Annotated in this window: 12 protein-coding genes and 1 tRNA gene; 9 read left to right on the top strand and 4 right to left on the bottom strand. The window is 57.2% G+C overall.

Features of this window, described 5'->3' with window-relative positions:
* Nucleotides 1–20 precede the first annotated feature (20 nt).
* The 6 genes from ACR0JB_RS11550 to ACR0JB_RS11575 are packed head-to-tail and all read left to right on the top strand — an operon-like array spanning nt 21 to nt 8,002.
* Nucleotides 21–872, top strand: a complete 852-nt coding sequence (locus tag ACR0JB_RS11550) for a UbiA family prenyltransferase (RefSeq protein WP_367648494.1) — start codon at nt 21–23, stop codon at nt 870–872.
* Nucleotides 869–3,325, top strand: coding sequence for a PEP/pyruvate-binding domain-containing protein (locus tag ACR0JB_RS11555; protein ID WP_170397304.1), 2,457 nt, complete (start codon nt 869–871; stop codon nt 3,323–3,325). Before ACR0JB_RS11550 ends, ACR0JB_RS11555 begins: the two co-directional genes overlap by 4 nt.
* A complete protein-coding gene (locus ACR0JB_RS11560) occupies nt 3,318–4,418 on the top strand; it encodes a BtaA family protein (RefSeq protein ID WP_480789935.1) in 1,101 nt (366 codons plus the stop codon). Before ACR0JB_RS11555 ends, ACR0JB_RS11560 begins: the two co-directional genes overlap by 8 nt.
* Entirely contained in the window at nt 4,415–5,746 is a 1,332-nt protein-coding gene (locus tag ACR0JB_RS11565; protein ID WP_480789936.1) for a hypothetical protein, read from the top strand. The genes ACR0JB_RS11560 and ACR0JB_RS11565 overlap by 4 nt, the downstream gene beginning before the upstream one ends.
* Complete coding sequence (locus tag ACR0JB_RS11570) at nt 5,743–6,588, top strand: hypothetical protein (protein ID WP_170578066.1); 846 nt, start codon at nt 5,743–5,745, stop codon at nt 6,586–6,588. Before ACR0JB_RS11565 ends, ACR0JB_RS11570 begins: the two co-directional genes overlap by 4 nt.
* Nucleotides 6,581–8,002: an AMP-binding protein gene (locus ACR0JB_RS11575; RefSeq protein ID WP_170578064.1), complete on the top strand. Its 1,422-nt coding sequence runs from the start codon at nt 6,581–6,583 to the stop codon at nt 8,000–8,002. Before ACR0JB_RS11570 ends, ACR0JB_RS11575 begins: the two co-directional genes overlap by 8 nt.
* A 139-nt stretch (nt 8,003–8,141) precedes the next feature.
* Here the strand turns inward: ACR0JB_RS11575 and ACR0JB_RS11580 are convergent.
* From ACR0JB_RS11580 to ACR0JB_RS11590, 3 genes are all read right to left on the bottom strand, one after another.
* Nucleotides 8,142–8,218, bottom strand: a tRNA-Arg gene (locus ACR0JB_RS11580).
* 21 nt (nt 8,219–8,239) lie between these two features.
* Entirely contained in the window at nt 8,240–8,716 is a 477-nt protein-coding gene (locus tag ACR0JB_RS11585; protein WP_170350519.1) for a GNAT family N-acetyltransferase, read from the bottom strand.
* Nucleotides 8,717–8,730: 14 nt separating this feature from the next.
* Nucleotides 8,731–9,042: an ETC complex I subunit gene (locus tag ACR0JB_RS11590; RefSeq protein ID WP_170361525.1), complete on the bottom strand. Its 312-nt coding sequence runs from the start codon at nt 9,040–9,042 to the stop codon at nt 8,731–8,733.
* A gap of 153 nt (nt 9,043–9,195) precedes the next feature.
* Here ACR0JB_RS11590 and uvrB point away from each other — a divergent pair, with 153 nt between their 5' ends.
* From uvrB to ACR0JB_RS11605, 3 genes are all read left to right on the top strand, one after another.
* Nucleotides 9,196–11,382 carry an excinuclease ABC subunit UvrB gene (gene uvrB / locus ACR0JB_RS11595; RefSeq protein WP_480789937.1) on the top strand — a complete coding sequence of 729 codons (2,187 nt, stop codon included), beginning with the start codon at nt 9,196–9,198 and terminating at the stop codon, nt 11,380–11,382.
* Nucleotides 11,383–11,871, top strand: a complete 489-nt coding sequence (locus ACR0JB_RS11600; RefSeq protein WP_170506845.1) for a ubiquitin-like domain-containing protein — start codon at nt 11,383–11,385, stop codon at nt 11,869–11,871.
* 145 nt (nt 11,872–12,016) lie between these two features.
* Nucleotides 12,017–12,724: an ORF6N domain-containing protein gene (locus tag ACR0JB_RS11605; RefSeq protein WP_170506848.1), complete on the top strand. Its 708-nt coding sequence runs from the start codon at nt 12,017–12,019 to the stop codon at nt 12,722–12,724.
* Here the strand turns inward: ACR0JB_RS11605 and ACR0JB_RS11610 are convergent.
* Entirely contained in the window at nt 12,721–13,074 is a 354-nt protein-coding gene (locus tag ACR0JB_RS11610; protein ID WP_170397290.1) for an MmcQ/YjbR family DNA-binding protein, read from the bottom strand. The genes ACR0JB_RS11605 and ACR0JB_RS11610 overlap by 4 nt on opposite strands.
* Nucleotides 13,075–13,295 lie beyond the last annotated feature (221 nt).

Genomic DNA, 13,295 nt, shown 5'->3' on the forward strand with positions numbered 1-13,295 from the left:
GATTTCCGCTGAAGAAAACCGTGCCCCTGCTGCTTGTGTTTTCTGCGGCCAGTATATGTGTGTCCGCCCGTCTGGCGGATAGCCCCCTGCCGGAATGGCCTGCATTTGCCGCCGGTTTTGTCCTTGCCATGGCGCTGTTTTTCCAGATGCGGGTCTGTGACGAATTCAAAGACGCTGAGGATGACCGACGTTACCGGCCCGGCAGGCCAATTCCACGTGGTCTGGTATCCAAGCGAGAAGTATTGGGCTGGGGCCTGTTGACCGTGCCTTTGTCTGTTGCCGCCGCCTGGCTGTGGTACCCGCCGGTCTTGTGGCTATTGGGTTTAGTCTGGATCTGGCTTGGGGCAATGACCGTCGAATTTGGCGCGCCCGCCTGGTTGAAGGCACGACCGGTCCTGTACCTGCTAAGCCATATGGCAATCATGCCTCTGATCGATTTGCTGCTGACCGGCATCGAATGGCTGCCAAAAGGTCAGGCGGCACCCTTCCTGTGGTTGTTTCTGGCGCTGTCCTTCGTGAACGGGTGTGTGCTTGAGATTGGCCGCAAATTGTGGGCACCCGAAAATGAGATCACCGGCGTCGACACCTATTCCGGGTTATGGGGCCCGCCTCAGGCAGGGCGCATCTGGGTGGGTTGCGTTTTAATATCCTATGCGCTGCTTGTGGGCACAGGTGCTGCAACCGGCGTTGGTTGGTTAAGCGCCGTGATCGGCGGGTTGGCCCTGATCCCCTGTTGTCTGGCAGCAAAACGCTATGTTCAGGCGCCGACAGTGAAAGCCCAGGACCGGATGGACACAATCGCCGGCCTATGGGTGTTTTTCTGCTACGCCACAGCTGGTTTCCTTCCGTACCTGATCGGAGCGCTTACATGACCTTCATCGTCGCCCAATCGGATGCAAACGGTGTTTCCGTTGTAGGGGGCAAGGCAGCTGCTTTATCGCATCTTACGCAGCATGGTTTTGCCCCGCCCGCATTTTTTGTCATTACCAGCGATGCATTCCGTATGGGGAAGTCCGGTCCCATTGCTCAAAACGGTCTGCAATCGGCTTTGACTGCCGCGATGAAAACACTCGGAACCGGGCCTTACGCGGTTCGTAGCTCTGGTAAGGCCGAAGATGGTGTGGAACACAGCCATGCGGGACAATATGAAACGGTTCTGAACGTTTCGGGCGGCTCTGTTTTGAAAGCGGCCAAAAAGGTCTGGCATTCCGGCTTCTCTGAGACGGTCGAGACATACCGCGCGGTCAAATCCGGGGGCGAGGCCGAAGGACCCGCGATCATCGTACAGCGCATGATTAATCCAAAATCTGCAGGTGTCGCATTTTCCGCCGACCCGGTTAGCGGTCGTCGCGGTGTGGTCGTAATTTCGGCAATTGATGGTCTGGCTGAGCAGTTGGTTTCTGGTGAGACGGACGGGGAAGATTGGATCATAGGCGCGGATGACGCACCTGAAAGCGCACCGGATAAGCCTGAGTATTTAACGGTGAGTGACGCGCAGTCCATTGCCGCCCTCGCGCGTAAAGCCGAAGAGCTTTTCGGATCGCCCCAGGATATTGAATGGGCCATTGATGCACAGGGGCTTCATATTCTGCAGGCCCGACCAATCACAACGCCATTGCGCCCCGCGGCCTTGGCCGACACAACGCTGACGATTTTCGACAACTCGAACATTGTCGAAAGCTATCCCGGTATCGTTAGCCCGCTGACCTATTCCTTTGCTCTGCACGTGTATGCTCAAGTCTACCGCGCGTTTGTCAGGTTGTTGGGCGTCTCCAAGCGTACGGTCGACCAGAATCCAACGGTGTTCGACAATTTGCTCGGGCGCGTGGATGGGCGTGCCTATTACAACCTGATCAACTGGTATCGGGCCTTGGCCCTGTTGCCGGGGTTTTCGCTGAACCGCAACTATATGGAAACGATGATGGGCGTGTCGGAACCCATGCCGCGCGAGGTCACGGATGCCCTTGCCCCACCACCCTCGGTTGGTTGGCGCAGGATTGTGGAATACGCAAAGCTGGGCAAGGTCGCGGCCGGGCTGATCTGGCAGGCCATCTGCCTGCCACGGACGCGGCGAAGCTTTTATGACAGGCTGAACGGGGTATTGCAGGCGGGGCTGGACGTAGATGCGTCTAATGCGACCCAGCTTGCAGCCGAATACCGCCGCATCGAAAGCACCCTGCTGGATCGGTGGGATGCCCCATTGATCAATGATTTTCTGTGCATGATTGCATTTGGCGGGTCGCGCAACCTGCTGCAAAGGTGGCTTGGTGAAGACGGCCTGACGCTGCATAATGACCTGATGATTGGCCAGGGTGACATCGTGTCAGCCGAACCTGCGCAGCGCATTGCCCGGATCGGTCATCTGGTGCGCACCGCCGGTATCACGGAACAGTTGAAAGCTGACGCGCGGCTGTCCGTTTTGTCCGCGCACCCACAGATCGAGGCTGAAGTTGAATCCTATCTTGAGAAATTCGGAGACCGATGCACCGAAGAGCTAAAGCTGGAAAGCATCCCTCTGCAAGACGACCCGACAAGCCTGTTGCTGGCAATTGCCGCCTGCGCCGATCATCCTCCCGGCGGGCGTCAGGAAGGCCGTGAACCGGATTGGAAGGCACTGTTCCCAGCGAGCCCGATCAAGCGACATGTTGCGAAATGGATTTTGGGTTGGACCAAGGCGCGTGTGCGCGACCGCGAAAACCTGCGCTTTGAACGCACGCGCATCTTTGGCTATGCGCGCCGTGTGTTTTTGGGGATCGGTCGGGAATTTGCCGCGCGCGACTTGCTTGAAACACCAAGAGATGTGTTCTTTCTAACAACGCATGAAGTCCTTGGCGCGGTCGAGGGGTTCAACCTGTCGCCTGACCTGAAAGGCATCGTTGCACGACGCAAAGCCGAAGATGCGGCCTCATCCCAACGCCCCGATCCACCCGAACGGATTGAAATCCAAGGTCCTGCCATCGCGCCTGTCTGGTCTGATTCGATTGAGGCCGAAGCAGATGCCACACGGACAAAGTACGGAACGGGCTGTTCCGCGGGTCAGGTCAAAGCACGTGCGCGGGTGATCCGCGATCCTCGGACCGAGGCGCTGAACCCCGGCGAAGTACTGGTCGCCCGCCACACCGATCCAGGCTGGATCGCCGTTTTCTCGAACGCCTCTGCCATCGTTGTCGAACGTGGCAGCTTGTTGTCCCACTCGGCCATTGTGGCGCGCGAATTGGGTATCCCCTGCGTTGTTGGCCTAAAAGGGGCCACACAATGGATTAAAGACGGAGAAGTACTGTCTGTCGACGGGGCAAGCGGCGCAGTGGAGCGGTGCGATGCGTAGCAGTGAAATCGAAGAAAAGGCGGATTTCGACCATATCCGGTACGCCCAACTGTGGGAGGATGCGGGCGTCCTGACCGCCGCATTGGGTGATTGCACGGGGCGGACACTGGTGTCGATATGTTCGGCCGGAGACAATGCGCTGGCCATGCTGACACTCGATCCCGCGCGTGTTGTGGTGCTGGATTTGTCCCCGGCTCAGATCGCCTGCCTCAAGCTCAGGATCGCGGCGTATAAGGTGCTGACGCATTCAGAGTTCATTGAGTTGACAGGCTCACGCCCAAGCAAGCGGCGACTTGCTTTGCTGAACCGGGTGTTAGAAGAAACCGATGCGGAAACACACGCCTTCTGGCAGACCCTTGCGTCCGAAGTAGACAGACACGGCATCGGCGGCGTCGGTAAGTTCGAGCGGTATTTTCGCATCTTTCGAACCTGGCTGTTACCGCTGGTCCATTCGCGCCGCACCGTCGACGACGTGTTCACCCCCCGAACCCCCGACGCACGCGAGGTTTTTTTCGACACGCGGTTCAACACATTCCGATGGCGGTTGTTGCTGAACACTTTCTTCTCGCGATTCGTGATGGGGCGGATGGGGCGGGACAGCGCTTTTTTCGACCACGTGGATGGAAGCCCGGCCCAACATGTTGCTCGCCGACTGCGCCATGCCGGGGTCGCGACCGATCCATCGCAAAACCCCTATCTGCACTGGATTCTAAAGGGCACCCATGGCGACGCATTGCCGATGGCGTGGCGTCCGGAACATTATGAAACTGTCCGGTCCCGATTGGATCGCCTGGATATTCGCCTTGGCTCGCTCGAGGCCTTCATCTCGACGGGCGAAAAGGCCAGCGGGTTCAACCTGTCCGACATTTTCGAATACATGTCCCCTGAAACGTTCAAGCAGGTCTATGGGGCGATCCTGAGTGCGGCAGAGCCAAATGCACGATTGGTCTATTGGAACATGATGGCGCCGCGCCGTGTACCAGCGGATTACCGGGACAGGATTGAAACCCTGACCGAAATCGAAACACAGCAGAAGGCCCTCGATCTGGCCTTCTTCTATTCGGATTTCGTGGTCGAAGAGGTTCGGCCTTGACCGTTCTCATGCAGATATTGCTGGCGGCAGGGTCGGTTTTGGCATTGCTCGGCGTGATGATGGTCGTCCGCCACCTGGCCAAAGCTGCAGGGCTGAACGCCGAAGTGCAGCGGAAACTGATGCATGTAAGCACGGGGCTCTTTGCGTTGCTGCTGCCCTGGATCTTTCCCGACCGCTGGCCGGTTTACATGCTGATCGCCGCCACAATGCTTGTGATGCTTGTCTTGCGTCTTCCTCGTTTTTCGAAAGGTCTTGGCGCGACCCTGCATGGGGTGGAGCGAACATCCTATGGTGACTTCCTGCTCGCGTTGTCGGTGGGGCTTTGCTTCCTGCTGGCCGGAGACAACCTGTTGTTCTACATCTTGCCGATTGCGGTTCTGACCTTGGCAGACGCCGCCGCCGCGCTGGCCGGAACCGCGTATGGAACGCAGCGGTTCATTGTCGAGGATGGTGAGAAAAGCGTCGAGGGATCGGTCGTTTTTTTCGTGGTTACGATGCTGATCGCGATCGTCTGTTTTCTGTTCATGGCCGCCTTGCCACCGGCGAACACCCTTATGCTCTGCGTTATGGTTGCTGCGTTTGGAACCCTGGTCGAGGCCCAAAGCTGGCGGGGTTTTGACAACCTGTTCCTCCCACTTGGCCTCCTGATTTTTCTGAGCGTACACTTCGACAGTTCCTTGATTGAGTTGGCGACCATAGCCTTGGTTTTTCTGGCCTCGCTCGGCAGTTTCAGCATCCTGGGCGCAAGGCTGGGTCTTACCAAACATGCCACACGGGTTTACGTCATCACCGTTTTCCTCTTGCTGGCGGTCACTGCACTTCAAAATGCGGTCCTGCCTATTTTGGTACTAGCGACGCATCTTTGGGCACGGATATCGACCCCCTGTGACAGCAAATACCCGGATCTAGATGTCGTGGCGTCTCTGGGGTTGTTCAGTTTCGGATGGCTGGCGCTTGGCAATGCGACCGGGTGGAATGCCGTATCATTTTATGGCCTAAGTGCGATGGGGCTGGCCATGGGGTTCAGCGTTCTGGCGCTGCGAGGCAAAATCCTTGCGATCCTTGTGGTGGCCACAACATTATTCTTAGTCAGACACTTTGCTACTGCGCTGAACCCGGAACCTGCACGCTGGGCCGAACCGCTGACAATTCTGGCGCTGCTTTCTTTAATCTGCGTGACGGCCGTACCGTGGATCAGACCGCAGTGGTTTGAAAAAGATCGGGTGCTGAGGTTAACAGTATTGGCCCTTGCCCTTCCGTTGATCTATTACGCGTACTCCGTTGCGGGATCGATCGGTGCTGGTTTTTTTGCCGGAGTCGCGTCATGATCAAAGAGACAATCAAAACCGCTGATGCGAAGCTGACCGTTTACCTGAACGGCCCCAATTGGGAGGGCGTACAAGCGGCAACATTCGGTGACTTTTCATGCAAATCACCCGAAGCCGGTGCCGAAATTCTGGATACGGGTATAGAACTGGTCAGAAACGCAGGCATCGACCGGGTCATTGGGCCGATGTCGGGGGACACCTGGCACAGTTACCGTTTCGTCTCCTACAGCGACGGTTCCTCTCCGTTCCTGATGGAACCGACCAACAAAGCGCATGAACCTGAAGTCTTCCGGTCCGCGGGTTTTTGCGAAATCAGCCGGTATTTCTCGGCCCGTGTAGAGTTGGAGGATACCGACACAGTGGCACCGCCTGAAAACGATGGTTTTGAGGTGGAAGCGTGGGATGGAAATGATCCCGAGGGCTTGTTTCGCCAGGTGTTCGCGCTGTCTGCACAGGCGTTTTCAGAAAACGCGTTTTACAAACCGATTTCCGAGTCCGAGTTCCTAGCCATGTACCTGCCTGTCGTGCCGATGATGAAGCGTGAACTGATCCTGTTTGCGCGTCGCCACGATGGCAATTTGGCGGGTTTTCTGTTCGGCATTCCCAACTATGCCGAAGGGCCCACCCCCAGTTCCGCGATCCTCAAAACCTATGCAAGCCTGGAACCGGGCGCAGGGCGGCATCTGGCCCACAGGTTTCACAAAGCGGCTGCAGAGATGGGGTGCAACACTGCCATCCATGCCCTGATTCACGACGACAATAAGTCCGCTGATCGCAGTGCGGCAGAAGGGGCGACTATATTCCGGCGATACTCTCTGCTTGGACGTAAGCTGAATGGCTGATTTGATAGCACATTTTGCTGCTGCGGTTGAACGGTTTCCGAACAGAACCGCCATAGTGGACGGCAAAGGCCGCCAGATCAGTTTTCAGCAACTGCACTTTCGCATGCAGAAACTGGCGGGCCGATGGCACGCAAAAGGTATCAGGCCAGGAGACCGCGTATTGCTGGCAATGCCCGTCGACGCAGACCTATATGCAAGCCTGGCGGCCCTGTGGTCGTTGGGTGCAACCGTCGTGCTGCCGGAACCGGCAATAGGACTGGCCGGTTTGCGCCACGCTGCACGGGCCACTTCGCCCAAGGCGTTCTGCGCAGCGGGCGCGTACTTTTTGCTCAAGTTTCTAATTCCAGAGCTTTGGAGGCTGCGTCTTCTGACACCCAATAAAGGCCCTGGCTCGCCGCCCAATCATCAGATTCGGGCGGATGACACAGCCTTGATCTCATTCACCTCCGGAACGACAGGCCAGCCCAAGGCCATCCCGCGCTCGCATGCGTTTTTAATGGCGCAACACGACGCCATTGCGCCCCTTCTAGAAAGCGACAAGGCCGAAAGGGATTTGGTGTCCTTTCCGGTGTTCACCCTGATCAACCTGGCCGCAGGGCGCACCACCGTTATGCCAAACTGGCGGCTGAGCAAGCTTGACCGCCTTGCGCCCACCCACTTGGCGGGCTGGATTCAAAAGCAGCAGGTCACCCGTGCCCTCATTCCACCCTCTATTTGCGAAAAACTGACCCAAACCCAAAATACCGGACAATTGAACACGGTCTTCACCGGTGGCGGTCCCGTTTTTCCGGACCTTGTCGACACGTTGCGAACCCGAAAGGGGCTTTCCGTGGTTTGTGTCTATGGATCGACCGAGGCTGAGCCGATTGCCCACCTTGATGCCACAGATATCTCGGAACACGATCACCGACAGATGGCCGAAGGGAAAGGTCTACTTGTGGGGTATCCGGTTCCTGAAATCATACTCCGCATCTGCGACAACGAGATACAGGTCGCCGGGGCGCACGTGAATGACGGCTATCTTGATCCCGCACATTCGGACGAAAACAAAATCAAAGAAGGCGCCGTCATCTGGCATCGCACCGGAGACGCCGGCACGTTGGATGAAGAGGGACGCTTGTGGTTGTGGGGTCGGGTGGGGTCTGAAATAGAAGTGAAATCGGGCCTGCTCTTTCCCTTTGCGATTGAAGTCGCGGCAAGACAATGGCCGGGTGTTGCGCGCTGTGCGTTGATCAACACTGGGACCGGACCGACGCTATGCGTCGAAGGGCGGCGTGATCACCTTCAGGATTGGCGTAAATTCGCGTCTGAATTTGGCGTGCCCAATGTGATTTCAGTTCACAAAATCCCCATGGACAAACGCCACGCATCTAAAGTTGACCGCTCGGAACTTGAACGTATCGTTGCCCGCTAGTGCAACACGGGTCGAAATCATGGCAAAGCACCTTCCCACTGAAATCCAAGTAATCTCCAACAATTGCGACCGACCTTGGTACAGCGACAACGGACGTGTTCAAGATTTCTTTCTTTGGTATTTCGATGATTTGGTGAAATGGCGATCCCTGAAGGACTCGAACCCTCAACCTGCTGATTAGAAGTCAGCTGCTCTATCCAGTTGAGCTAAGGGACCGCTGCGCCCTTCTTGCGGTTTTTACGGGCGGGGTTCAAGACCCAAGCGCATGAAGGCGCTGTTCGGGTCGGCCTCATACCCAAATATCGGTCCGCAATAGGTATATCCCAGCGCCTCATAGAGTTTGCGCGCGGCATCATATTCCGTCAGATGTTCCGCCCCAGTTTCCAGCACCAGGGCCGTCACACCTTCTGAACGGGCAAGGTCAGCCAGGTAGGTCATGATCACTCGCGCCAGACCACGGCCACGGGCGGCGGTCACGACATGCACTGATTTCACCTCAGAGGTGCCATCGGGCAAGGCTTTAAGCGCTCCGCATCCCAGCGGTTTACCCGCTTCATACAATGCCCAGAATCGAATGCCGGGCTCTCGCAATGCATCGACGTCCAGGGTGTGGTTCGAGGTCTGGGGCGTGGCATCCCAGCTATGGGCCAAATGCGCTTGAATGATCGGGCGCATGTCCTGCGCTCCGGGATCCACTTCGCGGATGTCGATCATTCCAAGGGTTTCGGTCAATGGGTCCAGGGTGCCCGACGACCCGGGGCGAAGTTTTCACCATACCCACCCGCGCGTACGTTGGGCTTGCGCTTATGCGGTTCGCTGACCTGCGCATCAATCCCGTTGTCCTTGGCGTAATCCAACGCCTCTTCCTTGGTGTCGAACTTCAGGCGCACCTGGGTCTGCGTGTCGTTGGACGAGGTCCAGCCCATCAGCGGATCAACCTCGCGCGATGACGCGGGGGCGTATTCCAAAACCCACTTGCGGGTCTTGGCCATTCCCGAGGTCATTGCATTTCTTGCGGGCTGGTAAATCCGTGCGCGCATGTCGCCTCTCCGTACTCATTTGGATAGGGATGTTTATGCGTCAGGCAGGCGGCGCGGACAAGTCCGCAATTGTCGCAATTTCGGCATTTGGAAATGCCCCCTTGAACAAGAACAAAAACAGATCAAAATCAGGCGCGAAAGGAATCTCCCCCTATGGCCTATGCTCATTCCGACAAGACCCAGATGAATGCCGAGGATGTCCGCGCCCGCCTGAAGCTGGAAGGCGGCAAGGAATTCGTTATGCATACCGAGTTCGCACCAGCGGGTGACCAACCAACGGCCATCAAGGAGCTGGCCGGGGGTGTGATGGACGGTGAACGCGATCAGGTTCTGCTGGGCGCGACGGGGACGGGCAAGACCTTTACCATGGCCAAGGTGATCGAGGAGACCCAGCGCCCGGCTATCATCCTTGCACCCAATAAGACGCTGGCAGCGCAGTTGTATGGCGAATTCAAAGGCTTCTTCCCCGAGAACTCGGTCGAGTATTTCGTGTCCTACTATGACTACTACCAGCCCGAGGCCTACGTGGCGCGATCGGACACCTACATCGAGAAAGAATCCCAGATTAACGAACAGATCGACAGGATGCGCCACTCAGCCACGCGGGCACTGTTAGAGCGGGACGATGTGATCATCGTCGCCTCGGTTTCCTGCATCTATGGTATTGGTTCGGTCGAAACCTATGGGGCGATGACGCAAGACCTAAAGGTCGGCAACGAATACGACCAACGGCAGGTGATGGCCGATCTGGTCGCCCAGCAATACCGCCGCAACGATCAAGCGTTTCAGCGCGGGTCTTTCCGGGTACGCGGCGATTCCTTGGAAATCTGGCCCGCCCACCTTGAGGATCGCGCCTGGAAATTCTCGTTCTTTGGCGAGGAACTGGAGACCATTACCGAATTCGACCCGCTGACCGGCGAACGCGCCGCTACGATGGAACAGGTGCGTGTCTATGCGAACTCGCATTATGTGACGCCGAAACCGACCATGCAGCAGGCCATCATTGGCATCAAAAAAGAACTCCGCATCCGTCTGGATCAACTGGTGGGCGAGGGCAAATTGCTGGAAGCGCAGCGGCTGGAACAGCGCACCAATTTCGATCTGGAGATGCTTGAGGCCACCGGCGTCTGCAACGGAATCGAGAACTATTCACGCTATCTGACCGGTCGCGCACCGGGCGAGCCGCCCCCAACCCTGTTCGAATTCATCCCCGACAACGCGATCGTCTTTGCCGACGAATCCCACGTCAGCGTTCCGCAGATCGGCGGCATGTACCGGGGTGACTATCGCCGCAAGTTCACGCTGGCCGAACACGGGTTCCGGCTGCCCTCCTGCATGGACAACCGACCGCTGAAGTTCGAGGAATGGGACGCCATGCGCCCCCAATCCGTGTTTGTCTCGGCCACCCCGGCAAAATGGGAGATTGAACAGACCGGCGGCGTCTTCACCGAACAGGTGATCCGCCCCACCGGCCTGCTGGACCCTGAGGTCGAAGTCCGCCCTGTATCTATGCAGGTGGACGACCTGCTGGACGAGGTGCGCAAGGTGGCCGCCGATGGCTACCGCACGCTGGTCACGACCCTGACCAAACGCATGGCAGAGGATCTGACCGAATACCTGCATGAACAGGGCATCAAGGTCCGCTACATGCACTCGGACATCGACACGCTGGAACGTATCGAGATTCTGCGTGACCTGCGGCTGGGGGCGTTCGACGTGCTGATCGGCATCAACCTGCTGCGAGAAGGCCTCGACATCCCCGAATGCGGGCTGGTCGCCATTCTGGACGCGGATAAAGAGGGTTTCTTGCGGTCCGAGACCTCTCTGGTTCAAACCATCGGCCGCGCCGCGCGGAACGCCGATGGCCGGGTGATCATGTATGCCGACAAGGTCACCGGTTCCATGGAACGCGCCCTGAACGAGACCAACCGCCGCCGCGCCAAGCAACTCGCGTATAACGAGGAACACGGCATCACCCCTGAAACGGTGAAGAAGAATGTCGAAGACGTTCTGGCCGGTCTCTACGAAGGCGACGTCGACATGAACCGCGTCACCGCCACCATCGACAAACCGATGCACGGCGCCAACCTCGAGGCCCATCTGGACGGTCTGCGCGAACAAATGCGCAAGGCCGCCGAGAACCTGGAATTCGAAGAGGCCGCCAATATCCGGGATGAGATCAAACGTCTGGAAGCGGTCGATCTGGCCGTTGCCGACGACCCGATGGCGCGTCAATGGGCAGTTGAGAAAGCCTCGGAAGACGCGGTGAAATCGCGCGGACGCTCAACGGCAGGACGGCCTGGGCAGCGGGGCGGGAATGTGAAGAGAAGGAAGCGATGAATGACAACTATAGATGATTTCTCTCAGCAGAAGCCTCTGGTGAGATTTTCAATCTATACGTTAATACAAGCGGATAGCCTTCAAAGAGTAGGACAAAAGCTTTGCAGCTTAAGTCAAGGTTGGCCAGAAGACATTAAAGGCGGCGACTTGAGTGAATACTATGATTTGTTTTGGCTATGGGTCCTAGGCTCTTACGAAGTTTTAAGAACAATGGATCAACACTCGAGTTGCTTCTCAGTAGAAAAGCAAACAGAGATTAAGGATCTGAAGAAAAAGCTGCACAAAATTCGAATACCTTTTGCGAAGCAAGAGCTTCGGGGCCGCGGCGGACCGATTGATAACGAAAACTCAATCGCCAATGTTTCCAGCGGCCTACGCTTTGTAATTGAGGGGCAGCGATTTGAGAGTTGCGACCTTATCCACGAAGTAACCTCATTTTTGAGGTCATTCGCTCCAATGGACATCCGATCATCCATACCAACTCGGTAGTGTTGAGATGCACTAGGCTTTGGCCCTATGCTATTGCTTGTGAGCAAGGCTGGTGAATTGCCACTGCCTCCCACACTCCACCCTTGCAGCCCAGCGCGCACTCCTCCACGTTTGAAATCACAAATTGTGATTCCAAACGGTTGCCATGACGAACCCCAAAAGCCTGCCCAGCACCCATGAGGTCCAAAACGCCATTCACCGGGTGCGCGGCACTCGCGTGGTGCTGGCCGAGGATCTGGCGCAGTTCTATGGAAAGTCCGTCAGCGCCTTCAATCAGGCCGTCTCGCGCAACAAGGACCTGTTCGAGGGCTACCGCTTTCAGCTGACCGATGCCGAGGTCGCCGATTTGCAATCACAGAATGTGATCTCAAAACCCAAGGGCCGTGGCGGACGGCGGGTCAATCCGTGGGTCTATACCGATTACGGTGTGGCCATCGCCTCGGCCCTGTTCAAGGACCCGCGCGCGATCAAGATCACCCGTATGATCACCGAGGCCTTCGTTGACGGCGCAAATGCGCTGGCAGAGACCCCGCGCAGCGTGCCGGAAATCCTGCCGCCCGAGAACGCCCCGACCCCGCTGTTGCCCAATGGTGAGCAGTTGCGCGATCTGGCCGAAAACATCCTCGATTCCGGGCAGCAGAGCCTTGTCGATTACATCGCCAACCCCACCACCAAGCGCCAGCAGGCCGTAGCGGCGATTATGAAAACTCTGGCAGAAACCGCCGGAGAAGAAGTGCGTACCCAGCACGAACGCCTGCGCCTGAACATCGCCCAGCGTCTGGCGATCGGAGATTACGCCGATGATGACGACCGAAAACGTCTGCTGGAATTGCTGCACGCGATGAAAGGTTAGACGCCCAATTCGGCCCGCGCCTTCTTGGTCAGCTTGGCCACGACCAGATCATAGGACGTCACGATATGCTCGCGCAGGGAAGCATCGCTCATTCCGCGTTCCTCATAGACCTGCAGCCACTTCATCCCCCGCGAGGCCAGATAAGGCGCTGGGCGGATGCCGGGCTCATCACCCAGCACCTCAAAAGCCAGATCGGTGGCCTTGAAGGTAAACGCATCACGCCCGTCGTTCCAACCGCAGATCGCAAAGACCTTGCCGCCCACCTTCCACACATCCGCATTGCCCCATTGCACCACATGGCTGGTGGCTTTGAGGCTGGCGCAAAAGCTGTTGAATTCATTACGGGTCATGGCCCGATCTTGGCTTGCAGGATCAACTGAAAGCAAGCGAGAAGATCAATCCTCTCGCTTACTTTCTTGCCATGCGTTTAGTAGCTGACCCACCAATCATGCAAATTGCGTTTGCCGTCAGTGAATCTCAGGTCACGGCCCATAAAATAGACCTTCGAACAGAGTTCACCCTTACCAGAGGTATCAGATTCCCGGCAGAGTTCATTGCCTTTCACCGACCA

Source organism: Ruegeria sp. BI7 (assembly GCF_056537925.1).